This is a genomic window from Streptomyces sp. SN-593 (assembly GCF_016756395.1).
GTDB lineage: Bacteria > Actinomycetota > Actinomycetes > Streptomycetales > Streptomycetaceae > Actinacidiphila > Actinacidiphila reveromycinica.
Window position 1 is genome coordinate 5,098,210 of the sequence record NZ_AP018365.1, and the last position, 26,177, is coordinate 5,124,386.

General features: G+C 73.1%; 21 protein-coding genes and 1 pseudogene. 16 read left to right on the plus strand and 6 right to left on the minus strand.

Features of this window, described 5'->3' with window-relative positions; all coding sequences use genetic code 11:
* Position 1: 1 nt before the first annotated feature.
* Genes RVR_RS21540 through nuoN form a run of 13 tightly spaced genes read left to right on the plus strand, consistent with a single transcriptional unit; the run spans position 2 to position 15,849 of the window.
* Entirely contained in the window at positions 2-556 is a 555-nt protein-coding gene (locus RVR_RS21540; RefSeq protein WP_093785987.1) for a NuoB/complex I 20 kDa subunit family protein, read from the plus strand.
* Entirely contained in the window at positions 553-1,287 is a 735-nt protein-coding gene (locus RVR_RS21545; protein WP_202235411.1) for an NADH-quinone oxidoreductase subunit C, read from the plus strand. Before RVR_RS21540 ends, RVR_RS21545 begins: the two co-directional genes overlap by 4 nt.
* Complete coding sequence (locus tag RVR_RS21550; protein WP_202235412.1) at positions 1,284-2,621, plus strand: NADH-quinone oxidoreductase subunit D; 1,338 nt, start codon at positions 1,284-1,286, stop codon at positions 2,619-2,621. The genes RVR_RS21545 and RVR_RS21550 overlap by 4 nt, the downstream gene beginning before the upstream one ends.
* Positions 2,618-3,529: an NADH-quinone oxidoreductase subunit NuoE gene (gene nuoE, locus RVR_RS21555; protein WP_202235413.1), complete on the plus strand. Its 912-nt coding sequence runs from the start codon at positions 2,618-2,620 to the stop codon at positions 3,527-3,529. The genes RVR_RS21550 and nuoE overlap by 4 nt, the downstream gene beginning before the upstream one ends.
* Entirely contained in the window at positions 3,529-4,863 is a 1,335-nt protein-coding gene (gene nuoF / locus RVR_RS21560; RefSeq protein WP_202235414.1) for an NADH-quinone oxidoreductase subunit NuoF, read from the plus strand. Before nuoE ends, nuoF begins: the two co-directional genes overlap by 1 nt.
* Positions 4,860-7,373, plus strand: a complete 2,514-nt coding sequence (locus tag RVR_RS21565; protein ID WP_202235415.1) for an NADH-quinone oxidoreductase subunit G — start codon at positions 4,860-4,862, stop codon at positions 7,371-7,373. Before nuoF ends, RVR_RS21565 begins: the two co-directional genes overlap by 4 nt.
* A complete protein-coding gene (nuoH, locus tag RVR_RS21570; protein ID WP_202235416.1) occupies positions 7,370-8,791 on the plus strand; it encodes an NADH-quinone oxidoreductase subunit NuoH in 1,422 nt (473 codons plus the stop codon). Before RVR_RS21565 ends, nuoH begins: the two co-directional genes overlap by 4 nt.
* Positions 8,784-9,443, plus strand: a complete 660-nt coding sequence (gene nuoI, locus RVR_RS39190; protein WP_202235417.1) for an NADH-quinone oxidoreductase subunit NuoI — start codon at positions 8,784-8,786, stop codon at positions 9,441-9,443. The genes nuoH and nuoI overlap by 8 nt, the downstream gene beginning before the upstream one ends.
* Positions 9,440-10,375 carry an NADH-quinone oxidoreductase subunit J gene (locus RVR_RS21580; RefSeq protein WP_202235418.1) on the plus strand — a complete coding sequence of 312 codons (936 nt, stop codon included), beginning with the start codon at positions 9,440-9,442 and terminating at the stop codon, positions 10,373-10,375. The genes nuoI and RVR_RS21580 overlap by 4 nt, the downstream gene beginning before the upstream one ends.
* Complete coding sequence (nuoK, locus tag RVR_RS21585) at positions 10,372-10,671, plus strand: NADH-quinone oxidoreductase subunit NuoK (RefSeq protein ID WP_202235419.1); 300 nt, start codon at positions 10,372-10,374, stop codon at positions 10,669-10,671. The genes RVR_RS21580 and nuoK overlap by 4 nt, the downstream gene beginning before the upstream one ends.
* Before the next feature lie 13 nt (positions 10,672-10,684).
* Positions 10,685-12,589, plus strand: coding sequence for an NADH-quinone oxidoreductase subunit L (gene nuoL / locus RVR_RS21590; protein WP_202235420.1), 1,905 nt, complete (start codon positions 10,685-10,687; stop codon positions 12,587-12,589).
* Between the two features lie 6 nt (positions 12,590-12,595).
* Positions 12,596-14,191 carry an NADH-quinone oxidoreductase subunit M gene (locus RVR_RS21595; protein ID WP_202235421.1) on the plus strand — a complete coding sequence of 532 codons (1,596 nt, stop codon included), beginning with the start codon at positions 12,596-12,598 and terminating at the stop codon, positions 14,189-14,191.
* Positions 14,188-15,849, plus strand: coding sequence for an NADH-quinone oxidoreductase subunit NuoN (gene nuoN / locus RVR_RS21600; protein WP_430393159.1), 1,662 nt, complete (start codon positions 14,188-14,190; stop codon positions 15,847-15,849). The genes RVR_RS21595 and nuoN overlap by 4 nt, the downstream gene beginning before the upstream one ends.
* 115 nt (positions 15,850-15,964) lie before the next feature.
* On the opposite strand, the gene RVR_RS21605 is transcribed toward nuoN, so the two are convergent.
* Both RVR_RS21605 and RVR_RS21610 read right to left on the minus strand, forming a co-directional pair.
* Positions 15,965-16,618, minus strand: coding sequence for a PIN domain-containing protein (locus tag RVR_RS21605; RefSeq protein ID WP_202235422.1), 654 nt, complete (start codon positions 16,616-16,618; stop codon positions 15,965-15,967).
* Between the two features lie 78 nt (positions 16,619-16,696).
* Positions 16,697-17,908, minus strand: a complete 1,212-nt coding sequence (locus tag RVR_RS21610; RefSeq protein WP_202235423.1) for a helix-turn-helix domain-containing protein — start codon at positions 17,906-17,908, stop codon at positions 16,697-16,699.
* 445 nt (positions 17,909-18,353) lie between these two features.
* Here RVR_RS21610 and RVR_RS21615 point away from each other — a divergent pair, with 445 nt between their 5' ends.
* The 3 genes from RVR_RS21615 to RVR_RS21625 all read left to right on the plus strand — a co-directional run bounded on the left by RVR_RS21615 (position 18,354) and on the right by RVR_RS21625 (position 21,582).
* Entirely contained in the window at positions 18,354-18,533 is a 180-nt protein-coding gene (locus RVR_RS21615) for a hypothetical protein (RefSeq protein WP_202235424.1), read from the plus strand.
* 180 nt (positions 18,534-18,713) lie between these two features.
* Positions 18,714-21,026, plus strand: coding sequence for an alpha/beta fold hydrolase (locus tag RVR_RS21620; RefSeq protein ID WP_202235425.1), 2,313 nt, complete (start codon positions 18,714-18,716; stop codon positions 21,024-21,026).
* Positions 21,007-21,582, plus strand: a complete 576-nt coding sequence (locus tag RVR_RS21625; RefSeq protein WP_202235426.1) for a hypothetical protein — start codon at positions 21,007-21,009, stop codon at positions 21,580-21,582. Before RVR_RS21620 ends, RVR_RS21625 begins: the two co-directional genes overlap by 20 nt.
* Positions 21,583-21,605: 23 nt before the next feature.
* On the opposite strand, the gene RVR_RS21630 is transcribed toward RVR_RS21625, so the two are convergent.
* The 4 genes and pseudogenes from RVR_RS21630 to egtB form a co-directional block, all read right to left on the minus strand.
* Positions 21,606-22,415: a class I SAM-dependent methyltransferase gene (locus RVR_RS21630; protein WP_202235427.1), complete on the minus strand. Its 810-nt coding sequence runs from the start codon at positions 22,413-22,415 to the stop codon at positions 21,606-21,608.
* Positions 22,416-22,757: 342 nt separating this feature from the next.
* Positions 22,758-23,744 (minus strand): L-histidine N(alpha)-methyltransferase, encoded by a 987-nt coding sequence (gene egtD / locus RVR_RS37805; protein WP_430393243.1) that lies wholly within the window; start codon positions 23,742-23,744, stop codon positions 22,758-22,760.
* A gap of 111 nt (positions 23,745-23,855) precedes the next feature.
* Positions 23,856-24,668 (minus strand): annotated as a pseudogene (locus tag RVR_RS37810) (class II glutamine amidotransferase); the annotation flags it as partial.
* Positions 24,668-26,044, minus strand: a complete 1,377-nt coding sequence (egtB, locus tag RVR_RS21640; RefSeq protein WP_237405363.1) for an ergothioneine biosynthesis protein EgtB — start codon at positions 26,042-26,044, stop codon at positions 24,668-24,670. The gene egtB and the pseudogene RVR_RS37810, both read right to left, overlap by 1 nt.
* Between the last annotated feature and the right edge of the window lie 133 nt (positions 26,045-26,177).

Consider the following 26,177-nt stretch of genomic DNA (forward strand, 5'->3'; position numbering starts at 1 on the left):
CATGGGTATCGAAGAGAAACTGCCGAGCGGATTCCTGCTGACGACGGTGGAGACCGCGGCGGGCTGGGTGCGTAAGGCATCGGTCTTCCCGGCCACCTTCGGCCTGGCCTGCTGCGCCATCGAGATGATGACCACCGGCGCCGGGCGGTACGACATGGCCCGGTTCGGCATGGAGGTCTTCCGTGGATCGCCGCGGCAGGCCGACCTGATGATCGTGGCCGGCCGGGTGAGCCAGAAGATGGCGCCGGTGCTGCGCCAGGTCTACGACCAGATGCCGAACCCCAAGTGGGTCATCTCGATGGGCGTGTGCGCCTCCAGCGGCGGCATGTTCAACAACTACGCGATCGTGCAGGGCGTCGACCACGTGGTGCCCGTCGACATCTACCTGCCCGGCTGCCCGCCGCGCCCCGAGATGCTCCTCGACGCGATCCTCAAGCTGCACGAGAAGATCCAGCACGGCAAGCTCGGCGTGAACCGCGAGGCCGCCGCCCGCGAGGCGGAGGAGGCGGCGCGCAAGGCGCTCCCGACCATCGAGATGAAGGGGCTCCTGCGATGACCGCCACCCCGAACCCGCCCGACCTGCCCGAGGAGCCCGCCGAGGGCGTGCCGGCCCAGCGCCACGACGCCGGCGAGGTGATCGGCGTGCGCACCGGGATGTTCGGCGCCGCCAACGGCGGCGACACCAGCGGCTACGGCGGCCTGGTCCGCACCGTCCGGCTGCCGGGCGCGGCCAACCGCCCCTACGGCGAGCCCTTCGACGAGATCGCCGACGAGCTGGAGGGCGCCCTGGAGGAGCAGGGGCTGCCGCCGGGCGAGGCGATCGAGAAGACCGTCGTCGACCGCGGCGAGCTGACCTTCCACATCGCCCGCGAGCACCTGGTCCGGGTCGCCCGCACGCTGCGCGACGACCCCGCGCTGCGCTTCGAGCTGTGCACCGGCGTCAGCGGCGTGCACTACCCGGGCGACAAGGGCCGCGAGCTGCACGCGGTGTACCACCTGCGCTCGCTCACCCACGGCCGCGTCCTGCGGCTGGAGACCAGCGCGCCGGACGCCGACCCGCACGTCCCGTCGCTGGTCACGGTCTACCCGACCAACGACTGGCACGAGCGCGAGACCTACGACTTCTTCGGCATCGTCTTCGACGGCCACCCCGCGCTCACCCGGATCATGATGCCGGACGACTGGCCCGGCCACCCGCAGCGCAAGGACTACCCGCTCGGCGGCATCCCCGTCGAGTACAAGGGTGCCCAGATCCCGGCTCCCGACCAGCGGAGGTCGTACTCATGAGTTACGGATACACGGCTCCGCAGCAGGCGGAGGAGCGGGAGACCACCGAGGGCCGGGTGTTCACCGTCACCGGCGGGGACTGGGACGAACTCGCCGAGACCGTGGGCAAGGCCGATGACGAGCGGATCATCGTCAACATGGGCCCGCAGCACCCGTCCACCCACGGTGTGCTCCGGCTGATCCTGGAGATCGACGGCGAGACGGTCACCGAGGCCCGCTCCGGCATCGGCTACCTGCACACCGGCATCGAGAAGAACATGGAGTTCCGGACGTGGACCCAGGGGTCCACCTTCGTGACGCGCATGGACTACCTCACGCCGCTGTTCAACGAGACCGCCTACTGCCTCGCGGTGGAGAAGCTGCTCGGCATCACCGACCAGATCCCGGACCGGGCCAGCGTCATCCGGGTGCTGATGATGGAGCTCAACCGGATCTCCTCGCACCTGGTGTGCATCGCCACCGGCGGCATGGAACTGGGCGCCACCACCATCATGATCTACGGCTTCCGCGACCGCGAGTACATCCTCGACATCTTCGAGCTGGTCACCGGCCTGCGGATGAACCACGCCTACGTCCGCCCCGGCGGCCTCGCCCAGGACCTGCCGCCCGGCGCGGTCGACCAGATCCGCGAGTTCGTGAAGAAGTTCCGGAAGAACCTGCCGGAGTACGACAAGCTCGCCACCGGCAACCCGATCTTCAAGGGCCGGATGCAGGACGTCGGCTACCTGGACCTGACCGGCTGCATGGCGCTCGGCGCCACCGGCCCGATCCTGCGCGCCGCCGGACTCCCGCACGACCTGCGCAAGTCCGACCCGTACTGCGGCTACGAGAACTACGACTTCGAGGTGCCGACCACCGACACCTGCGACTCCTACGGCCGCTTCCGGGTCCGCCTGGAGGAGATGTACCAGAGCCTGCGGATCGTCGAGCAGTGCCTGGACCGGCTGGCCCCCGGACCGGTGATGGTCGAGGACAAGAAGATCGCCTGGCCGGCGCAGCTCGCGCTCGGCCCGGACGGCATGGGCAACTCCCTCGACCACATCAAGAAGATCATGGGCACCTCCATGGAGGCCCTGATCCACCACTTCAAGCTGGTCACCGAGGGCTTCCGGGTACCGCCGGGGCAGGCGTACTCCGCCGTCGAGTCGGCCAAGGGCGAACTGGGCGTGCACGTCGTCAGCGACGGCGGCACCCGCCCGTACCGGGTGCACTTCCGCGACCCGTCCTTCACCAACCTGCAGACCATGGCCGCGATGTGCGAGGGCGGCCAGGTCGCCGACGTCATCGTCGCCGTGGCGTCCATCGACCCCGTGATGGGAGGTGTCGACCGATGACTGAGCCCGCACAGGCAGGCGGCTCCCAGGGGGTGTCCCTGGGAATCCCCGAGATGCCCGCCCCCGACTACCCGGCCGACGTCCGGGCCCGGCTGGAGACCGACGCCAAGGAGGTGATCGCCCGCTACCCCGGCTCGCGCAGCGCGCTGCTGCCGCTGCTGCACCTGGTGCAGTCCGAGGAGGGGTACGTCACCCGCACCGGCATCCGGTTCTGCGCCGAGCAGTTGGGCCTGACCACCGCCGAGGTCACCGCGGTCGCCACCTTCTACACGATGTACCGGCGCAAGCCCTCCGGCGAGTACCAGGTCGGCGTCTGCACCAACACGCTGTGCGCCGTGATGGGCGGCGACGCGATCTTCGAGGAACTGCAACAGCACCTCGGGGTGGGCAACGACGAGACCACGCAGGACGGCAAGGTCACCCTCGAACACATCGAGTGCAACGCGGCCTGCGACTTCGCGCCCGTGGTGATGGTCAACTGGGAGTTCTTCGACGACCAGACGCCCGAGTCCGCCAAGCGCCTGGTCGACGACCTGATCGCCGGCCGCGAGGTCCGGCCGACCCGCGGCGCCCCGCTGTGCACCTACCGGCAGACCGCGCGCATCCTGGCCGGCTTCCCCGACGAGCGCGAGGGCGCGGTCGAGGCGACCGGCGGCGCCGGCCCCGCCTCCCTGGCGGGCCTGCGGCTGCACCGCGGGGAGCTGCCGTCGCCGAAGGTGGTCGGCCAGCGCGACGCCTCGCCGGCCGACGACCCCGGGGCGCACGACACCGCCACCTCGCCGTCGCCCGCGCAGCACCCCAGCTCGCACGACGCACCGCGGCAGACCGCCGAGTCCGACCCCGCCCACCCCGCGGACCCGGTCGCCGAACACGCGCAGGACCACGCCACCGAGGAGGAGGGCGAGTGATGACCGTCGAACCGGCCGAGAAGCTGCTCGCGCCCGTACTGTCGGCGTTCTGGGACGACCCGCGGTCGTGGACGCTGGAGACCTACCGCCGGCACGAGGGGTACGAGGCGCTCACCAAGGCGCTCGCGATGGCCCCGGACGACCTGATCGCGTACGTCAAGGACTCCGGACTGCGCGGCCGCGGCGGCGCGGGCTTCCCCACCGGCATGAAGTGGCAGTTCATCCCGCAGGGCGACGGCAAGCCGCACTACCTGGTGGTGAACGCCGACGAGTCCGAGCCGGGGACCTGCAAGGACATCCCGCTGCTCTTCGCCAACCCGCACTCCCTCATCGAGGGCATCGTGATCGCCTGCTACGCGATCCGCTCGCACCACGCCTTCGTCTACCTGCGCGGCGAGGTGGTCCCGGTGCTGCGCCGGCTGCACGAGGCGGTCCGCGAGGCGTACGCCGCCGGCTACCTCGGCAAGGACATCAAGGGCAGCGGCTTCGACCTCGACGTCACCGTGCACGCCGGCGCCGGCGCCTACATCTGCGGCGAGGAGACCGCGCTGCTGGACTCCCTGGAGGGCCGCCGCGGCCAGCCCCGGCTGCGGCCGCCCTTCCCCGCCGTCGAGGGCCTGTACGCCTGCCCCACCGTGGTGAACAACGTGGAGTCGATCGCCTCGGTTCCCGCGATCATCCAGCGCGGCAAGGAGTGGTTCCGCTCCATGGGCAGCGAGAAGTCCCCGGGCTTCACGCTCTACTCGCTCTCCGGCCACGTCGCCCGCCCCGGCCAGTACGAGGGCCCGCTCGGCATCACGCTGCGCCAACTGCTCGACATGGGCGGCGGGATGCGGCCGGGCCACCGGCTGAAGTTCTGGACCCCCGGCGGCTCCTCGACCCCGATGTTCACCGACGAGCACCTCGACGTGCCGCTGGACTACGAGGGCGTCGGCGCGGCCGGCTCCATGCTCGGCACGAAGGCCCTCCAGTGCTTCGACGAGACGACCTGCGTGGTGCGCGCCGTCACCCGCTGGACCGAGTTCTACGCGCACGAGTCGTGCGGCAAGTGCACTCCCTGCCGCGAGGGCACCTACTGGCTGGTCCAGCTCCTGCGCGACATCGAGGCCGGCAAGGGCCGGCCGGAGGACCTCGACAAGCTCCAGGACATCGCCGACAACATCAACGGCAAGTCCTTCTGCGCCCTCGGCGACGGCGCCGCCGCCCCGATCTTCTCCTCCCTGAAGTACTTCCGCGCGGAGTACGAGGAGCACATCGAGCGCGGAGGCTGCCCCTTCGACCCGGCCCGCTCCACCGCCTGGGCCGACAAGTCCCGTACGGAGGCCCACGCGTGACCATCACTACGAACGCCCCCTCCGGGTCGCAGCCGGCGCCGCCCCCCGAGGACCTGGTCTCGGTCACCATCGACGGCATCCCGATCTCGGTGGCCAAGGGCACCCTGGTGATCCGCGCCGCCGAGCAACTGGGCATCGAGATCCCCCGGTTCTGCGACCACCCGCTGCTGGACCCGGCCGGCGCCTGCCGCCAGTGCATCGTGGAGATCGAGGGCCAGCGCAAGCCGGTCGCCTCCTGCACCATCACCTGCACCGACGGCATGGTGATCACCACCCAGCTCACCTCGCCGGTCGCCGAGAAGGCGCAGCGCGGCGTGATGGAACTGCTGCTGATCAACCACCCGCTGGACTGCCCGGTCTGCGACAAGGGCGGCGAGTGCCCGCTCCAGAACCAGGCGATGTCGGTCGGCGACCCCGACTCCCGCTTCGAGGGCCGCAAGCGCACCTTCGCCAAGCCCGTGCCGATCTCCGCGCAGGTGCTGCTGGACCGGGAGCGGTGCGTGCTGTGCGCGCGCTGCACCCGCTTCAGCCAGCAGATCGCCGGCGACCCGATGATCGAGCTGCTCGAACGCGGCGCGCTCCAGCAGGTCGGGACCGGCGAGGGCGACCCGTTCGAGTCGTACTTCTCCGGCAACACCATCCAGATCTGCCCGGTCGGCGCGCTCACCTCCGCCGCCTACCGGTTCCGCTCGCGCCCCTTCGACCTGGTCTCCTCGCCGTCGGTGTGCGAGCACTGCGCGGGCGGCTGCGCCACCCGCACCGACCACCGGCGCGGCAAGGTCATGCGGCGGATGGCCGCCAACGACCCGGAGGTGAACGAGGAGTGGCTGTGCGACAAGGGCCGGTTCGGCTTCCGCTACGCGCAGCGGCCGGAGCGCCTCACCCACCCGCTGGTCCGCGGCGCCGACGGTGAACTCGCCCCCGCCAGTTGGCCGGAGGCGCTCGCCGCGGCCGCCGCGGGGCTGAACGCCGCGCACGGCCGGGCCGCCGTGCTGGCCGGCGGCCGGCTCACCGTCGAGGACTCCTACGCCTACGGGAAGTTCGCCCGGGTGGCGCTGGGCACCAACGACGTGGACTTCCGGGCCCGCCCGCACTCCGAGGAGGAGGCCGACTTCCTCGCCGCCCACGTGGCCGGCCAGGGCGTCGACCTGGGAACCCCCGGGGTGACCAACCGGGCCCTGGAACAGGCACCGACCGTGCTGCTGGCCGGCCTGGAGGCCGAGGAGGAGGCCCCCGGCGTCTTCCTGCGGCTGCGCAAGGCCCACCGCAAGAGCAGGCAGCAGACCTTCGCGCTGGCCACCCACACCTCGCGCGGTCTGGAGAAGGCCGGCGGCGTGCTGCTGCCGGCCGCGCCCGGCACCGAGCCGGACTGGCTGGACGCGCTGGCCGGTGGGGGCACCTCCGCCGCGGGCAGGGGGAGTGCCGGTCTGGACGAGGCCGGCCGTCTGGCCGCGGAGGCGCTGCGCGCGCCCGGCTCGGTGATCCTGGTCGGCGAGCGGCTCGCGGCCGTGCCGGGCGCCCTGACCGGGGTGCTGCGGCTGGCCGCGGCGAGCGGCGCGCGGACCGCGTGGATCCCGCGCCGGGCCGGCGAGCGCGGCGCGGTCGAGGCGGGGGTGCTGCCCGGGCTGCTGCCCGGCGGGCGCCCGCTCACCGACCCGCGCGGCCGCGACGAGGTCGCCCGGGTGTGGGGCCTGCCGGCCCTGCCGACCCGGTTCGGCCGCGACACCGGCGAGATCCTGACGGCCGCGGCCACCGGCGAGCTGGCCGCCCTGGTCGTCGGCGGCGTCGAGGTCGCGGACCTGCCCGACCCGGCGGCCGCCCGGGCCGCGTTCGGCAACGTCGCCTTCCTGGTCAGCCTGGAGCAGCGGCCGAGCGAGGTCACCGACCGCGCCGACGTGGTGCTGCCGGTCGCCGCGGTCGCCGAGAAGTCCGGCACCTTCCTCAACTGGGAGGGCCGGGCGCGGATGTTCGAGGCCGCGATCAAGCCCGACCAGGCCACCACCCGGCACCAGCTCCCCGACGCCCGGGTGCTGACGATGCTCGCCGACGCGATGGACGTCGCGCTCGGCCTGTCCGACGTGCGCGCCGCGCGCCGCGAACTCGACGCCCTCGCCGGCTGGTCCGGCTCCCGTGCCGCCGCGCCCGCCGCGGCGTCGGTGCCGCTGCCCAGGCCCGCCGCGGGCCAGGCGGTGCTCGCCGGCCACCGGCTGCTGCTCGACCAGGGCCGGCTCCAGGACGGCGACGACGCGCTGGCCGCCACCCGGCACGCGGCCGTCGCCCGGCTGTCGGCCGCGACCGCCGCGGAGGTCGGGGCGGCCGACGGCGACGTCCTCACCGTGGCCGGACCGGCCGGCAGCGTGGCGCTGCCGCTGGCCGTCACCCCGATGCCGGACCGGGTGGTGTGGGTGCCGCTCAACTCCGCCGGCGGCGGAGTCGCCTCGGACACCGGCGCCCGCCCGGGCCAGGTCGTCTCGCTCACCGCGTCGCCCAGTGCGGAGGTCCAGTCATGACCGCCCTGTCCACCGGCGGCGTCCAGCTCGCCGCCACCACGGAGAACCTGTCGTTCTTCGGCACCGACCCGTGGTGGCTGATCGTCGTCAAGGCGGTCTTCTGCTTCGCCTTCGCGATGCTGACCGTGCTCTTCTCCATCGTGTGGGAGCGCAAGGTCGTCGCCTGGATGCAACTGCGGATCGGACCGAACCGGCACGGCCCCTGGGGCATGCTCCAGTCGCTCGCCGACGGCGTGAAGCTGATGCTCAAGGAGGACCTCAACGTCAAGCGCGCGGACAAGGTGGTCTTCGTCCTCGCGCCGATCGTGGCCGCGATCCCCGCCTTCATGTCGTTCGCGGTGATCCCCTTCGGCCCGGCCGACAACGAGGTCTCCGTCTTCGGCCACCGCACCGCGATGCAGCTCACCGACCTGCCGATCGGCATCCTCTACATCCTCGCCACCGCGTCCGTCGGGATCTACGGCATCGTGCTCGCCGGCTGGTCGTCCGGCTCGACCTACCCGCTGCTGGGCGGCCTGCGCGCCTCCGCGCAGATGATCTCGTACGAGATCGCGATGGGCCTGTCCTTCGCGGCGGTCTTCCTCTACTCCGGTTCGATGTCCACCTCGACCATCGTCGAGGCGCAGAACGGGCGCTGGTACATCATCCTGCTGCCGGTGTCGTTCCTGGTGTACATCTGCACGATGATCGGCGAGACCAACCGGGCGCCGTTCGACATGCCGGAGTCCGAGGGCGACCTGGTCGGCGGCTTCAACACCGAGTACAGCTCGATCAAGTTCGCGCTGTTCATGCTCGCCGAGTACGTCAACATGGTGACGGTCTCCGCGGTCGCCACCACGCTCTTCCTCGGCGGCTGGCGGGCGCCCTGGCCGATCAGCACCTTCTGGACCGGCGCCAACCACGGCTGGTGGCCGCTGCTCTGGTTCGTCGTCAAGGTGCAGTTGCTGCTCTTCTTCTTCATCTGGCTGCGCGGCACCCTGCCCCGGGTCCGCTACGACCAGCTGATGAAGCTCGGCTGGAAGGTGCTCATCCCGATCTCGATGGTCTGGCTGATGCTGGTCGCCGCCGTGAAGGCGATGCGCAACCAGGACTACGACTTCACCAGGATCGTGCTGTACGTCGGCGGCGCGGTCGTCGCGCTGCTGCTGATCTCGCTGGTCGTCGACGTCATGCGGGACCGCGAGGAGAAACGCAAGGAGTCCGCGGCCGGCGGCGCGCTCGCGCCGCAGCAGCGGTTCGACCCGATGGCGGGCGGCTATCCGGTGCCGCCGCTGCCGGGCCAGCAGGCCGAGCGGGTGCCGCGGCGGCCCAGCCGTGCACAGGCCCAACTCGTAGGCGCACCTGGTGCGTCCGGCGCGCCCGGTCCGTCCGGTCCGGACGCCGCGCAGACGGAGAACACGGAGGACGGCGATGCCTGAGTTCCTGGACCCGGTCGCGGGCTTCGGCGTGACCTTCAAGGCCATGTTCAAGAAGCGGCTGACCGAGCAGTACCCCGAGTACAAGAAGCCGACCGCGCCGCGGTTCCACGGCCGCCACCAGCTCAACCGGCACCCGGACGGCCTGGAGAAGTGCGTCGGCTGCGAGCTGTGCGCCTGGGCCTGCCCGGCCGACGCGATCTACGTGGAGGGCGCGGACAACACCGACGAGGAGCGCTACTCCCCGGGCGAGCGCTACGGCCGCGTCTACCAGATCAACTACGCCCGCTGCATCCTGTGCGGGCTGTGCATCGAGGCGTGCCCGACCCGCGCGCTGACCATGACCAACGAGTACGAACTCGCCGACCGCACCCGCGAGTCGCTGATCTTCACCAAGGAGCAGCTGCTCGCCGGGCTGGAGGAGGGCATGGTCGACTCGCCGCACTCGATCTTCCCCGGTACGGACGAGGGCGACTACTACCGCGGCGCGGTCACCGGGGCGGCGCCCGGCACCGTACGGCAGGTCGCCGTCTCCAAGGGCGAGCGGCCCGACGAGTCGGCGCCGGCGACGAACCCGTACACCGGCGAGCCGGAGGCGGCCGAGACCGTCGCCCCCGGCGGCAGCGCCCCGGCCGGAACGGGGGAGGAGGCATGACCGGCTCGATGCAGTCGCTGCCGCTCGCCGCCGCCGCGTACCAGACCTCCACCGGCGAGGCCGTGCAGTTCTGGGTGCTGGGCACCGTCGCCGTGCTCGGCGCGCTCGGCACCGTGCTGATGAAGAAGTCCGTGCACAGCGCGCTGTCGCTGGCCGGCACCATGATCATCCTCGCGGTGTTCTACCTCGCCCAGGGCGCGTACTTCCTCGGCGTGGTGCAGATCGTGGTCTACACCGGCGCGATCATGATGCTCTTCCTCTTCGTGGTCATGCTGGTCGGCATCACCGCCGCCGACTCGCTGAAGGAGACGCTGAAGGGCCAGCGCTGGATGGCCGCGCTGTGCGGCCTCGGCTTCGGCATCCTGCTGATCGCCGGCATCGCCAACGCCTCCCTGGACACCTTCACCGGCACCGGCGCGGCCAACGCGGTGGACGGCGGCAACGTCCAGGGCCTGGCCCACCTGGTGTTCACCAAGTACGTGTGGGCGTTCGAGATCACCGGCGCGCTGCTGATCACCGCGGCGATCGGCGCGATGGTGCTCACCCACCGGGAGCGGACCGAGGAGCGCCGCACCCAGCGCGAGCTGGCCGAGGCCCGGGTCCGCGAGGGCCGCCAGGTCACCCCGCTGCCGGCGCCGGGCACCTACGCCCGGCACAACGCGGTGGACGTGCCGGCGCTGCTGCCGGACGGCTCGCCGTCCGACCTGTCGGTCAGCTCCACGCTGCGCGACCGCGGCCAGATCCGCGACGTGTCGCGGGACGCGATGCGGCGGCTGGCCGCGCTGGACCAGCGCTCCGACGAGTGGCTGGAGAGGGCCCCGGAACAGCCCGGCACGGTACAGCCCGGCACGGTACGGCCCGGCCCGGCACGAGGCGGCCCGGCACAGGACGGCGAGCGGGCCCCGGCGTCCGCGGAGGAGGGTGCGAAGTGAACCCGGCGAACTACCTCTACCTGGCGGCGCTGCTGTTCACCATCGGCGCGGCGGGCGTGCTGGTCCGGCGCAACGCGATCGTCGTGTTCATGTGCGTGGAGCTGATGCTGAACGCCTGCAACCTGGCGTTCGTCACCTTCTCCCGGCTGCACGGCAACCTCGACGGGCAGGTCATCGCGTTCTTCACGATGGTCGTCGCGGCCGCCGAGGTCGTGGTCGGCCTGGCGATCATCGTGTCGATCTACCGAACCCGCCACTCGGCCTCGGTCGACGACGCGAACCTGATGAAGCTGTAAGGGGCTGCGAGACGTGGAAACCCTGATCGGACTGCTCGTCGCGGCGCCGCTGCTGGGCGCGGGCATCCTGCTCACCGGCGGACGCCGGCTCGACCGCGGCGGCCACCTGCTGGGCACGCTGCTCGCGCTGCTGTCCTTCGTGCTCGGCGTGGTGCTCTTCGCCAACATGCTCGGCAAGGACGCCGACGACCGCGCCCTGCACGCGCACCTGTTCACCTGGGTGCCGGTGGAGGGCTTCCAGGCCCAGGTCGGCTTCCAGCTCGACCAGCTCTCGATGACGTTCGTCCTGCTGATCACCGGTGTGGGCACCCTGATCCACATCTACTCGATCGGCTACATGGAGCACGACGAGCGCCGCCGCCGCTTCTTCGGCTACCTCAACCTCTTCCTCGCGGCGATGCTGCTGCTGGTGCTCGCCGACAACTACCTGCTGCTGTACGCGGGGTGGGAGGGCGTCGGGCTGGCGTCCTACCTGCTGATCGGCTTCTGGCAGCACAAGCCGAGCGCGGCGACCGCCGCGAAGAAGGCGTTCCTGGTCAACCGGGTCGGCGACATGGGGCTGTCCATCGGCATCATGCTGATGTTCACCACCTTCGGGTCGTTCGCCTTCGCCGACGTGCTGCCGGCCGCCGCGGGTGCCTCGGCCACCCAGCACGCCACCGTCACCGGCATCGGCTTCATGCTGCTGCTCGCCGCGTGCGGCAAGTCGGCTCAGGTGCCGCTCCAGTCCTGGCTCGGCGACGCGATGGAGGGCCCGACCCCAGTCTCGGCCCTGATCCACGCCGCGACCATGGTGACCGCGGGCGTCTACCTGATCGTCCGCTCGGGCGCGATCTTCGACGCGGCGCCGGACGCGCAGACCGCGGTGGTCACCGTCGGCGCGGTCACGCTGCTCTTCGGTGCGATCGTCGGTTGCGCCAAGGACGACATCAAGAAGGCGCTCGCCGGCTCCACGATGTCGCAGATCGGCTACATGATCATGGCCGCCGGGCTCGGCCCGATCGGCTACGTCTTCGCGATCATGCACCTGGTCACGCACGGCTTCTTCAAGGCCGGGCTGTTCCTCGGGGCCGGCTCGGTGATGCACGGGATGAACGACGAGGTGGACATGCGCCGCTACGGCGGCCTGCGCACGTACATGCCGATCACCTTCGTCACCTTCGGCCTGGGCTACCTGGCGATCATCGGCTTCCCGGGGCTGTCCGGCTTCTTCTCCAAGGACAAGATCATCGAGGCGGCGTACGCCAAGGGCGGCACCGAGGGCTGGATCCTCGGCAGCGCGGCCCTGCTGGGCGCCGCGGTCACCGCGTTCTACATGACGCGGGTGATGCTGATGACCTTCTTCGGCGAGAAGCGCTGGGTGCCGGACGCGGAGGGCCACGAGCCGCACCCGCACGAGTCGCCGAAGTCGATGACCGTCCCGATGATGATCCTCGCCCTCGGCTCGGTCTTCGCCGGCGCCGCCTTCAGCATCAACTCCTCGTTCCTGAAGTGGCTGGAGCCGGTCACCGGGCACAGCGAGGGCGACTCGCCGGTGAGCGCCGGCACCGTCACCGCCGCCACCATGGTCTGCCTGGTGGTCGGCGTCGGCATCGCCTGGCTGATGTACGGGCGCAGGCCGGTGCCGGCGGTCGCGCCGCGCGGCAGCCTGGCCACCCGGGCGGCCCGCCGCGACCTGCTCCAGGACGACTTCAACCACGTGGTGCTGGTGCGGGGCGGCGAGCACCTGACCCGCTCGCTGGTCTACCTCGACCACTCCCTGGTCGACGGCGTCGTCAACGGCACGGCCGCCTCCGTCGGCGGCCTGTCGGGGCGGCTGCGCCGGCTCCAGAACGGCTACGTCAGGTCGTACGCCGTCTCCATGCTCGGCGGTACCGCGGTGGTGGTCGCCGCGACCCTTCTCATGAGGGCGGTCTGATAGCTCATGTCGTTTCCTCTGCTGACCACCACCGCGGTACTGCCCGCGGTCGGCGCCGTCGCCACCGCCGCGGTGCCCGCCGCGCGCAGGGCCGCCGCCAAGTACACGGCACTGGCCTTCTCGCTGGGCACGCTGGTGCTGGCGATCGTCGCGATGGTGCGGTTCGATCCGCACGGCGACCGCTACCAGCTCACCGAGTCGCACACCTGGGTGAAGAGCTTCGGCCTCCACTACGACCTGGGAGTCGACGGCATCGCGGTCGTCATGGTCGCGCTGACCGCGTTGCTGATCCCGTTCGTGATGCTCGCCGGCTGGCACGACGCCGACCCGCTGGAGGGGCCCGACCCCAACCGGCGCTGGCGGCCCACCCAGGGCTTCTTCGCGCTGATCCTGCTGGTCGAGGCGATGGTGGTGCTCTCCTTCGAGGCCACCGACGTCTTCCTCTTCTACATCTTCTTCGAAGCCATGCTGATCCCGATGTACTTCCTCATCGGCGGCTTCGGCGACCGGGCGCACGCGGCCGGTGAGGAGGAGGCGGCCCGCCAGCGGTCGTACGCGGCGGTGAAGTTCCTGCTCTACAACCTGGTCGGCGGGCTGATCATGCTGGCCGCGGTGATCGGGCTGTACGCCGCCACCGCCAGCCAACTGGGCACCGGAACCTTCTCGTTGCAGGAGATCCTGTCCGCCCGCGCCGCCGGTCACCTGCACCTGGCCACCTCCACCGAGCGGTGGCTGTTCCTCGGCTTCTTCTTCGCCTTCGCGGTGAAGGCGCCGCTGTGGCCGCTGCACACCTGGCTGCCGAACGCGATGGGCGAGGCCACCTCGCCGGTGGCGGTGCTGATCACCGCGGTGGTGGACAAGGTCGGCACCTTCGCGATGCTGCGCTTCTGCCTCCAGCTCTTCCCGGAGGCGTCGAAGTGGGCGACCCCGGTGGTCCTGGTGCTCGCGGTGATCAGCATCATCTACGGCGCCCTGCTCGCGGTCGGCCAGCGCGACATCAAGCGGCTGATCGCGTACGCGTCGGTGTCGCACTTCGGCTTCATCATCCTGGGCATCTTCGCGATGACCAGCCAGGGCCAGTCCGGCGCGACGCTCTACATGGTCAACCACGGCATCTCCACGGCCGCGTTGATGCTGGTCGCCGGGTTCCTGATCACCCGGCGCGGGTCGCGGGTCATCGCCGACTTCGGCGGGGTGCAGAAGGTCGCGCCGGTGCTCGCCGGCACCTTCCTGATCGGCGGCCTGGCCACGCTGTCGCTGCCGGGGCTCGCGCCGTTCGTCAGCGAGTTCCTGGTGCTGGTCGGCACGTTCAGCCGCCATCCGGTGCTGGGCATCGTCGCGACCCTCGGCATCGTGCTCGCCGCGCTGTACGTGCTGGTGCTCTACCAGCGCACCATGACCGGCCCGGTCAAGGCCGGCATCGAGGGCATGGCCGACCTGAAGGCACGCGAACTGGTGGTGGTCACGCCGCTGATCGCGCTGCTGCTCTTCCTCGGCGTGTACCCGAAGCCGGTGGCGGACATCGTCAACCCGTCGGTCGGGCACACGCTCTCCGACGTGCACAAGACCGACCCCAAGCCCGCGCTGGAGGCGAAGAAGTGAGCGCCGCACTGCATACGGGACCCGCCGTCCACACCCTGTGGACGAGCGCCGCGTCCTCCACGGACCGCTTCCCCACGCCGCACGTCGAGTACGCGCAGCTCTCGCCGGTGCTGATCGTCTTCGGCGTGGCGATGCTCGGGGTGCTCGTCGAGGCGTTCGTGCCCCGCCGGTCCCGCTACACCGCGCACGTGGTGCTGGCCGTGGTCGGTCTGGCCGCCGCGTTCGCCGCGGTGGTGGCACTCGCCGAGAAGGGGTACGGCACCACCAAGGCGCACATCGCGGCGATGGGCGCGGTCGCGGTGGACGGGCCGGCGCTGTTCCTCCAGGGCACCATCCTGCTGGTGGGGCTGGTCGCGGTGTTCACCTTCGCCGAGCGCCGCCTCGACCCCAAGGCGCACGGCCGGCAGGTCGACTCCTTCGCCGCCCAGGGCTCCGCGGTGCCCGGCGGCGACCAGGAGAAGGCCGCGGTGCGCGCCGGGTTCACCACCACCGAGGTCTTCCCGCTGCTGCTCTTCGCGGTCGGCGGGATGCTGGTCTTCCCGGCGGCGAACGACCTGCTGACGCTCTTCGTCGCGCTGGAGGTCTTCTCGCTGCCGCTGTACATCCTGTGCGCGCTGGCCCGCCGCAACCGGCTGATGTCGCAGGAGGCCGCGGTCAAGTACTTCCTGCTCGGCGCCTTCTCGTCGGCGTTCCTGCTCTTCGGTATCGCGCTGCTGTACGGGTACGCGGGCACCGTGTCGTACTCCGGGATCTCCTCGGTGATCGACGGCACCGCGAAGATCACCCCGGCGCTGGCCGACACCACCGGGAACGACGCGCTGCTGCTGATCGGGCTGGCGATGGTCGCGGTCGGGCTGCTGTTCAAGGTCGGCGCGGTGCCCTTCCACATGTGGACGCCGGACGTCTACCAGGGCGCGCCCACCCCGGTCACCGGGTTCATGGCCGCGGCCACGAAGGTCGCCGCGTTCGGCGCGCTGCTGCGACTGCTGTACGTGGTGCTGCCCGGCATGCGCTGGGACTGGCGGCCGGTGATGTGGGGCGTGGCGATCGCCACGATGGTCATCGGCGCGGTCATCGCGGTCACCCAGACCGACGTGAAGCGGCTGCTCGCGTACTCGTCGGTCGCGCACGCCGGGTTCATCCTGGCCGGCGTGATCGCCACCGACCGGTCGGGCGTCTCGTCGGTGCTCTTCTACCTCGCCGCGTACTCCTTCGTGACCCTCGGCGCGTTCGCGGTGGTCACCCTGGTGCGCGACGCGGGCGGCGAGGCCACCCACCTGTCCCGCTGGGCGGGTCTGGGCCGCCGCTCGCCCCTGGTCGCCGCGGTCTTCGCGGTGTTCCTGCTGGCGTTCGCCGGCATCCCGCTGACGTCCGGGTTCGCGGGGAAGTTCGCGGTCTTCAAGGCGGCGGCGCAGGGCGGCGCGATGCCGCTGGTGATCGTCGGGGTGATCTCGTCGGCGATCGCGGCGTTCTTCTACATCCGCGTCATCGTGCTGATGTTCTTCAGCGAGCCCAAGCCCGACGGCCCCTCGGTCGCGGTGCCCTCGCCGCTGACCTCGACCGCGATCGCGGTGGGCGTGGCGGTCACGCTGGTGCTGGGCCTGGCCCCGCAGTACTTCCTGGACCTGGCCGACAAGGCGGGGGTGTTCGTCCGCTAGGGCCGCACCCGCCGCACCCGCCGCACACCGACCACCGAAGGGGCCCGCCCACCACCCCGGGCCCCTTCCCCCGTCCCGCCCCCACCCCCGGGAAGCGGGACTTTGCGGGTGCACCCTAGAACTGGCCGGCCCGCCATTCCTTGAACGTCGTGGGCAGGTCGGTGAGGCCGAAGTCCACCAGCCCGTCACCGTAGGACCGCAACCTCGCGTACGCCTTCCGGAGATCGCCGTCCGTGGGGAACCTGCCCTGCAGGACCGCCAGTTGCAGGACGTTCTCGATGGTCAGCACGGTCAGGTCGTAACGTGCCGAGGTGGCTTGGCCGTCCTGGTCATCGATGGCGACGTACACCTCATGTCCGCGTTCGGCAAGATCCACGGCGTGGGCGATGACCACCGCCTCGCCCAGGTCCTTGGGACGGCGCAACGCCTGTTCGAACTGCAACCCGCGGATCTCCTCGAACACCTCGACGAGACGCGGGGACACGGCTGCCGCGCGCAGTGCGGGAAGCACACGCACGCACTCGCTCGCGACCAACCGACGCCAAGGAACCTCGATCGAACCGTACTTGCGCGACTTGCCGAGCACCTCCTGATGCACCTCCTCCGGCACGAGCAGTACCAGGCGGGCGGTCCGCAGCACGTCGACCAGAAGCCGCTGCAGATTCGCCCCCACGAAGTGGACGCAGATGACCGCATCGAGCACGCACAGCGAGTCGAGCCCGGTGGACGGACCATCGCCCTCGACGGCCTCGTCACGGTTCTCGGGCAATCCCCACCCCTTCGTTCGGCAGCCCTGTACAGCCTCGACGGCACGTCACCAAGGGATGGCGGTTGCCGTCTGCGAGTCCTAGCGATCCCCGGATTCGTGTCGGGAGTGTGATCTGGCGGCGAGGCGGGTCACGTCGGCCCGCTTGGCCGTACGCACTTCGGGCACGAGGCCGGCCTCCCGCAGGGCGGCCTGGGTCTCCTCGACACCGCGCCCCTCCAGCATCGCCAGCACGCGGACGCCGATCCGTTGCCCGCGGTACGCGCTGACCGCCCGTTCCAGGATGCGTCGAGGAGGCCGCACCGTCCGGGAGACGTCGATTTCCTGCTCGTACGCGGGCCCCCAGCCGTAGCGCTGCGAGAGTTCGACGCCGGTGGGCCCCTTGAGAGCGTCCTTCCGAGCGGTGGAGATGAGGTCCAGGCACTCCAACTGGATGAGCATCACCGGGAAACTCACCCGGAAGTGCCGGGCGAGGAGGGCCGCGGTCCGCTCGTCCACGCTCGGACCGGCCGCGGTGCCGACCCGTCCGTCAGGCCCCAACCAGGTGCGGATGCCTTCCAGGGGGGCCAGCAGATGCCGTGCGAACGCGTCGCAGCGCTGCTCGGTCGGTGTCCTGGCCCCACCCAGTTGGTGCACCTCGGCGCCGTCGCCCTGGAGAAGGTGTCCGAGTTCGTGGGCGAACGTGAACCTCTGGCGCTCGGGTACGTCGCACGCGCGCACCGCGATGAGCGTCGTGTCCCGCGCGGGGTCGGTCACGGTGAAGCCGTCGACGGGTTGCGGCAGGCGTAGCACCGCCGTGTCCACTCCGGTGAGGTGCTCGATCAGCTCGTCCACATCGGCCACCGGCGCGGTGCCGAGGCCGAGCACGGAGCGCACGTGTGTCGCGAGTTCCCGACCCTGCTCCTCGGGAGTGGTGCCGATCGGGCGCGGTGCGGTGAGACGCCTGCGGTGCTGCTGAGCGGCCGCTGCGTCATCGGCGCCGCCGTCGAGGCGCGCGTCGAGTTCCAGTACCTCCACGACCAGTCGCAGCGCGCGCTCCTTGTCGTCCTCGGCGACGGCCGGGTCGATGCGGGCGGCGATGTGCACGCGCCCCCGCACGGGGCTCCCCGTGGTGAGCTGCCGTACCGGTACGTCCAGCGCGTCCGCCAGTCGGTCGAGCTCGGCAAGGGTCACCTGCGCCCGCGTACCGAGTTCGATCCGGTGGAGAGTCGGCTGGGAGAAGCCGGCGAGCTCGGCGAGGGCTCGCTGGCCGTAGCCCGCGCGCTCGCGCTCCTCGCGGACTCGCCGTCCCACAGCTACAAGATCCACAGAGCACCTCCTTGCTTGAATCAATTCTACGCGGGTGATTCACGCTGTCCACCGGTATGTCTACCAGGGGGGTCTGACAGCGGGGCGGCGGATCGTCGCGGGGCGGCTGTACCGGGCGGCGTGGTCCCCTTGGCGACCTCCATGGAAAGCGGGTGTCAACTCAGGTGAATATCGGGTTGTTTCTGATTCACATCAGTTGACCTTTGCTCGATGGGTGGGCAATGCTGAACGCCGTCGCCGGCGGCAGCGGTCCTGCCGTACGGCGGCGGAACGCGGATACGCGTCCCGGGTACGGTCCGGGCGCGGTGCACCCGCACCGGCGCTCCTCGGCCGGGTCCGAGCCGGGCCCGACCGGCGCGGCTCCGGGCCGGAACCGGGCCCGACCGCAACGGCGGCCGGCCGCCGGCCGGCCACGACCGAAGGAGAGCCCATGTCCCCTCTTGCCGCGAAGGCGAACGACAGCAGCGAACTGGCGGCCGTGCCGCTGCGGTCCACCGACGTGCAGCGGCTGGCGAGCACCGAGCTCCAGCCCATCCTGTCCGTCGTCGTGGTGACCTCCACCGTCAGTGTCTCGATCAGCGCCACCGGCGGCGAGTGGCCGTCGTCGTAAGGACCGTTGCGCGGTCCCGGTCCGGTTCCGTTCCCGGTTCCGGCCGGTGACGCGGCGTCGGCGCCCTCCCCGTCCGGTGGCGGCGAGGGCGCGCGGCGCTCGACGCGTTACCGCGCTCCGCGTCATCCGCACCCCCGCGTCGACCCGCGCCCCGCGCCCACCCAGAGAAGGGGAAGACCCGTGCCGAGACTCCAGCGGATGCTGCGTGCCGCGGTGGCACCGCCCACGGTGGACCGCGGGACCGCGCTGACCGTCATGGAGCGGTTCGGCGCGGTCAACCACCTGGTGGCGAGCCTGGAGTACCTGGCCCGGCCCGGCGACCGCGACCGGGGCGGCCTCAACGACTGGCAGGTCGCCCGCGGGCAGTTCGCGCGCTGGCCGCGCCCGGCCCGTGCCGCGCTCGACGCCGTGGGCCGGCCCGCCGTGACCCGCACGCTGCACGTCGCCCGCGTCGCCGCGGCCGGCGCCCTGCTCCTGCCCCTGCCCCGCCGCGGCCGGTTCGCCGCCGACCTGGTGCTCAGCGCCTCCTGCCTCGCGCTGTACCCGCGCAACCACTACGGCACCGACGGCGCCGACCAGGCCGCGTTCGTCGTGCAGACCGCGGCGACGGTGGCGCGGGCGGCCGAGGGCCGGCCCCGTACCGTGGACGCCTGCCTGTGGTTCGCCGGCCTCCAGTCGGTGCTGTCCTACACCGCCTCCGGCTGGGTGAAGGCGTCCAGCCCGACCTGGCGCAGCGGCCGTGCCCTGCCCGGCGTGCTGCGCACCGCCTCCTACGGCGAGGAGCGCGCCTGGCGGCTGGTCCGCGACCATCCGCGCGCCGCGAAGGCGGTGTGCGCCTGCGTGGTGGCGCTGGAGTCCGCGTTCCCCGCCGTCCACCTGGCCCGCGGCCGCGCCGCCAAGCCGCTGGTCGCCGCCGCCGCGGGCTTCCACCTGGCCAACGCCGGCGTGATGGGCCTGGGCCGCTTCCTCACCGGCTTCTGCGCGCTGCACCCGGCGGTGCTCTACGTCACCGGTCCGCGTGAACGCGTCCTGCCCGGCGGCGGGGTGCAGCGGCGCGACGACACCTTCCCGGTCGCCGCCGGCGCCGCGCTGGCCGCGGCCCTGACGGCCGGGGCCGTCGTGCGCGCCAGGGACCGGCGGACGGTGCTGCGCGGGCGCGGCGACGAACGGCGGTTCGTCACCTCGGCCGGCACCACCCTCGTCCACCGCGTGACCGGTCCGCCCGACCCCGGTCGGCCCCGGGTGGACCCGCCCGGCCCGCTCGACCCGCTCTTCGACGACGGAACGTCGGGCGCCCGCGCGGGCGTGGCCGCGGCCGGCGCCGTCCCCGGGGGAGCCGGGCAGGGCGCGCACCCCTGGCCCGCCGCGGGAGGGGCGGGTGCCGTGGACCGCGCCGACGGGGCGCCGACGCCAGCGGGCCCGGCCGACCCGCCCGGGACCGGCGCCGGCGCCGCCCCCGCGGACGCCCTGCCGTGGGCGGGCGGCCCGGTGGCCGACGGTGTCCAGGGCGCCGTGGGCGGCCCTCCCGGCGCGGGCGGCCCGTCCATCGGCCCTGCCGCGGACGGGGGAACGGTCGTGGTGCTCTGCGGCGCGCTCGCCGATTCGCCCGACCGCTCCGAGTGGCTGGTCCGCGCGCTCGCCCGGCGCCACCGCGTGGTGACCTACCACCGGGCCGGCCAGGCGGGCAGCACCGCCGCGCCCCGGACCGGCCCGCACGCCGGTCCGGACGCCGGTCCGGACGCCGGTCCCGGCCACGGCCTGGACGCCGCCGCGGCCGATCTCGCCGACCTGGTGCTGCACGTCGCGGGCGGCCGCCCGGCGTTCCTCGTCGGCCACGGCGTCGGCGGCGTCATCGCCGCCTCGGCCGCGACCCGGCTGGAGGGCCGCCTCGCCGGCCTCGTCCTGGTGGACCCGCACCACCCCGGCGACGTCCCCCGCCCGGACCCCGACGAAGGACCCGGCGGGACGGCGGCGGACGACCCCGCGGGAGCCCCGGACCAGCGCGAGGTGACCGCGCTGCTCGACCAGATGACGGTCTCGCTGCGGCTGGGCCTCGGGCAGTTGCTGCGCGACCCGGACTGGCTGCGCCTGCTCCCGCCGGACGTGCGCGGCCTGGCCCGCGCGCACTACCGCGACGCCGCCGGCTGGAGCGCGGCCCGCGGCGAGTGGCGGGCGCTGCGCGCGCGGGCCGCGGCAGCGCGGCCGGGCGAGGACGCGGTCCCGGCCGCCGCCGTGCCCACCTGCCTAGTCCTGTGCGAGCCGGGCGGCGCCCCGCCCGACGCCAGGCGGGCCCTCCAGGAGCAGTACGCGCGGCGCGCCCCGCACGCCGTCGTCCACGCGGTGGACGCCTCCCGCGACGACGTCCTCGCGGCCCGCACGTCCGCCCGCGCGGTCGCGGAACTGGTCACGGCGTTCGCGGCGGGGTCCGGCGGCCCCGGCCGCGACGGCACCGACCAGCGGGAGGAGGCCGCCGATGTCCCCGCTCAGCGGTGAGGGTCCGGCCGCAGGCCGCGACCTGGTCGGAGCGGCGGCGATCGGGGCCCTCGCGGCCTGGTTCGCCGCCACGGTGCTCAGCCAGCACCCGCGCCCGGAGTTCAACCGGATCGCCGTCCTCGACGGCACCGGCGCCCTCATCCCCAACTGGCGCTTCTTCGCGCCCGAGCCGGCCCGCCACGACTTCCACGTCCTGTTCAGGACCGAGGACGCGCGGGGCCGGGCCACCCCCTGGCAGGAGGGCTCCGCGATCACCCCGCGCCGTCCGCTGCACCTGGTGTGGTTCCCCAACCGCCGCCGGGAGAAGGCCCTCTACGACCTGTGCCACGAACTCGTTGCGGTCCTGGGCCAGTTCGACGGCGACGTCACCCGCACGCCCGCCTACCGCATGCTGCGCAACTCCGTGGCCCGCGCCGTCAGCGGGCTTCCCGGACGGCCGCCCCGCGGCTTCCAGTTCGTGGTCGCCCGGCACACCGGCCACGACCCGGGGCACGACCCGGACTACCTCTTCGTGTCGCCGTACATCCCCTACACCGCGGACGCGCCGTACGCCTGAGCGGGGCGCGCCCGGCGGCGGCGTCAGGAGGTGGTGGCCCAGCCGAGCAGGGCCGTGTGGGGGAGGGACAGCGCGCCGCTGTCGGTCCGGAACTCCGCCGCCAGCACGTCGTACTGCCGCCGCACCTCCGCCGCGGTGTCCGGGGGCAGGGAGTGCAGGATCTGGCCGACCGTGGCGATCCCCGCCGCCGGGCCCGACCACCACACCTCCGGGTCGGCCACGTGGTTCCAGCTCAGTGTCGCGCAGCGCGCCCCGACCAGCCCGGCGGCCGTCAGCAGCCCGGTCAGGCCCTCCTCGGTGCGGGCGAAGTCGTCCTCGGCGGCGAGCGTCGGGACGGACGAGGGCCGGGCGGCGCCGGCCGCCTCCAGGGCCCGTCCCAGCAGCGCCTGCCCGGGCGCGGGCGGCGCGGACCAGATGGTGACCGCGACCCGCCCGCCGGGCCCGGCCACCCGGCGCAGCTCGGCGAGCGCGTCCGCCGGCCGGCCCACGTGGTTGACCACGAAGTTCGCCACCACCGCGTCGAACTCGCCGTCGGCGAAGGGGAGTTCCGGCAGCATCGCGTGCTGCACCGCGGCCTCCGGCACCGCCCGCGCCGCACGCTCGACCATGCTCGGCTCCGCGTCCACCGCGTGGACCTCCGCGCCGCGGCGCACCGCCAGCGCCGCCGCGGTGCCGGGGCCGGTGCCGACGTCCAGCACCCGTACGCCCGCCCCCACGCCGGCGGCGTCCAGCAGCATGGGCACGGTGTGCGCGCACAGCAGCCCGAAGCTCCGCGCGTACGCCTCCGCCCGTCCGGCCCACGCCTCGCGCTCGAACGCGTCGAAGTCGCCCACCGCACACCTCCGTGCCGTACCGAACCGTTCACCGACCGCCTGTAGCCGATCACTCTAGAGGAGAGAAAGGACACTGCCCGCCACTCTTGCCAGGCCGCGGACCGCCGCCGGCGGTGGAGTCGCCCGGGCCGCGCCCGTCCACCCAACTCACGTACCGAGCACGGGCGTTCGCGTCGACCGACGGAACCGCCGGGGCGGGGTCGGGCGGGACCGCCGCGCCCGGCAGGCGGCGCGGACGGTCCCTTCGTGCGGCGGGCCGGACGGCGGGTCAGGAGGCCGGCCCGACGCCCAAGCCTGCCGGCCCGGTTCGGTCCGATCGGTGCGGCCCGCCGGTGCCGCCCGTCAGTTCGGCACGGCCAGCAGCAGGGCGAAGCGGGCCGCCGCGTCGGTCCACCAGTGCCGGACGGTGAAACCGCCGGCGTGCAGCTCGGCGGTCAGCGACTCGCGGCGGAACTTGCAGGACAGTTCGGTGCGCAGGTCCTCGCCGGCCGCGAGGTCGACGGACAGGTCGAGGTCGGGGATCTTGACGGTCTGCGCGACGCGCGAGCGCAGGTGCATCTCGATCCGCTCGTCCTCGGCGTTCCAGACGGCGACGTGCTCGAAGGCGTCGGGGTCGAAGTCCGCGCCGAGCTCCCGGTTCAGCACGTGCAGCACGTTCTTGTCGAACGCGGCGGTGACGCCGGCCGCGTCGTCGTAGGCGCGGACCAGCACCGCGGGGTCCTTCACCAGGTCGGCGCCGAGCAGCAGCACGTCGTCGCTGCTCAGCGAGCGGGTCAGGGTGCGGTAGAAGGCGGCGCGCTGCGGCCCGTCGAAGTTGCCGATGGTGCTGCCGAGGAAGGCGAGCAGCCGCGGGCCCGGCTCGTCGGAGAGCGGGATGCCGCCCTCGAAGTCGGCGACGGTGGCGGAGACCTCGAGCCCCGGGTAGTCGGAGCAGATGGCCCGCCCGGCCGCTTCGAGCGCCGAGGCGCTGACGTCCAGGGGCGCGTAGCGGCGCAGCGTGCCGCCCGCGGTGAGGGCGTCGAGCAGCAGCCGGGTCTTGCGTGAGGAGCCGGAGCCCAGCTCGATCAGGGTGGCCGCGCGGGTCGCCGCGGCGATCTCCGGCGCCCGGCGGACCAGGATCTCCTGCTCGGCCCGGGTCGGGTAGTACTCGGGCAGCCGGGTGATCTGCTCGAACAGGTCACTGCCGCGCTTGTCGTAGAACCACTTGGGCGGCAGGGTGCGCGGAGCGGCGGTGAGGCCGCCGACCACGTCGGCGTGCAGCGTGTCGGTGAAGTAGCCGGCCGGCAGCCGGTCGTCGAGGGTGAAGCGGCTCTGGTTCTCGTCGCTCATGGGGGTGGTGTCCTTGCGTTCGGGGCGCAGCGCGATGACGCGCACGCCTTCCGTGGTGGCCAGGAGCAGGGAACGGTCGGGGACCTCGCGCCACTCGCCGAGCGCGGCCCCGACCGCGTCGTCGGGTTCTGACGCGACGACCACCGCACCCGGGCGGGCCCGGTACCAGAGCGTGTCGCCCCACGCGCTGGCGGCGATGGTACGGCCGTCGGTGAGCAGGAAGTTGAGCCGAGCGGTGGGCCGCGCGGCGGCGACCTCGCGGACCACGGCGGCGATCGCGCCCCCCGGCGGCTCGCCCCGGCGCAGCCGGCCCGCGAGCATCGCCCACAGCAGGGCGGAGTCCGACCGTGCCTCCAGGGACAGCAGTTCGGCGGAGCCGAGCCCGGTCGGCAGCCGGGTCCAGTCCGGCACCGCGCCGTTGTGGCTGAACAGCCAGCGGCCGTCCCGGAAGGGCGCGGCCGCCGACTCGTCGGGCGCGGTGCCCTCGGTGGCCGACCGCACCGCGGCCAGGACGGCGCCGCTGCGGATCACCCGGGCCAGCTCGGCGAAGTTGGGGTCGGCCCACACCGGCAGCGCCCGGCGGTACCGCGCGGGCACGGCCGCCCCTTCGTCACCGGGCCGTTCCGCGGGGGCGGCCGGGCCGCCCGCCGCGGGGACGGGTGGCGCCGGGTCGTGCGGGGCCGGGTCATGCGGGGCCGGGCCATGCGGCGCCGGCGGACCGGGCACCGCGGCGGCCCCGGGCTCCCCGGGCACCGCGGCTTCCGAGTCCGCCGGGTACCAACCCACCCCGAAACCGTCGGCGTTCACCGTGCCGTGCCGCTGCCGGCGCGGCTGCCAGGACTGCTCGTACAGGCCCCGCGGCGGCTCCACGAGCAGCCGCGCCAGCGGCAACGGCGGGCCCACGTAGGCGAGATGGCGGCACATCAGACGATCCCACCGCCCGTCGCCCCCGAACCCCCGGCGCGCGAGGCGCCGTTCGCGATCGCGGCGGTGCCGGGCGCGGTGCGCGCCTCGGTGTCCGTCAGGTCCCTCGCCGTGCGGAACCCGGCGAAGATCTGCCGTCGGATCGGGTAGTCCCAGTTCCGGAAGGTGCCGCGGCAGGCCACCGGGTCCACCCCGAAGGCACCGCCGCGCAGCACCTTGTACTCGGGGCCGAAGAACACCTCGGAGTACTCCTTGTAGGGGAAGGCGGCGAAGCCCGGGTACGGCGCGAAGTCCGAGGACGTCCACTCCCAGACGTCGCCGATGAGCTGCCGGGCGCCGCTGGGCGCCGCGCCTTCGGGATAGCTGCCCGCGGCGGCCGGCCGCAGGTGCCGCTGGCCGAGGTTGGCGTGCTCCGGGCCGGGGTCCGCGTCGCCCCACGGGTAGCGGCGCGAGCGGCCGGACGCCGGGTCGAACCGCGCCGCCTTCTCCCACTCCGCCTCGGTGGGCAGCCGCCGGCCGGCCCACCGGGCGTAGGCGTCGGCTTCGTACCAGCACACGTGCACCACCGGCTCGTCGGCCGGCACCGCCTCCACGTGGCCGAACCTGCGGCGGATCCAGCGGTCGCCGTCCCGGGACCAGAACAGGGGCGCCGTGAGCGCGGCGTCCTGGACGTGCCGCCAGCCCTCCGGCGTCCACCACCGCGGGTCGCGGTAGCCGCCGGCGTCGATGAAGTCGGCGTAGCGCCCGTTGGTGACCGGCACCGTGTCGAGCCAGAACGGGGCCACCCGCACCTCGTGTGCGGGCAGTTCGTTGTCCAGCGCCCACGGCTCGGTGCTGGTGCCCATCGTGAACGGGCCGCCGGGGACGAGGACCTCGCGCGGCAGCCCGGCCGCGTCGGCGGGCGCGGGCGGCGGCGCGGGGGCGTCGAGGACGGCCGGCCCCGACCGCAACTGGTGGGTGGCGAGCATCGTCTCGCCGTGCTGCGCCTCGTGCTGGGCGAGCATCCCGAAGACGAAGCCGCCCTTCAGCAGCCGTTCGGGGTGCGCGGGATCGGTGTCGATGCCGGACAGGACGTCCAGGGTCTCCTCCCGCACCTCGGCGACGTAGGCGCGCGCCTGCGCCGGCCCGAGCAGCGGCAGGGCGGGGCGGTCCGCGCGGGGGTGCCGGAACGCGTCGTAGAGGTGGTCGAGGTCGGGCCGCACGCCGTCGCGCCGGCCGGCCTCGCGGACCAGCCACAGCTCCTCCTGGTTGCCGATGTGCGCCAGGTCCCACACCAGCGGGGACATCAGCCGGGAGTGCTGGGCGACCAGGTCGTCGTCCGTGACGGAATCGGTGAGCAGCCCGGTACGGTGCCGGGCGGCCCGCAGCGCCGCCAGCGCGCGGGCGGCGGGGTCGCCGCCGGGGTGGTCGGGACGGCCGGGGCCGCCGGAAGGGGCCGCGGGCGCGCGGCCGGCCGGGGCCGCCGGTGCGACGTGGGGTGAGGGTGTGGCCGAGGGCGTCGAAGAGGCT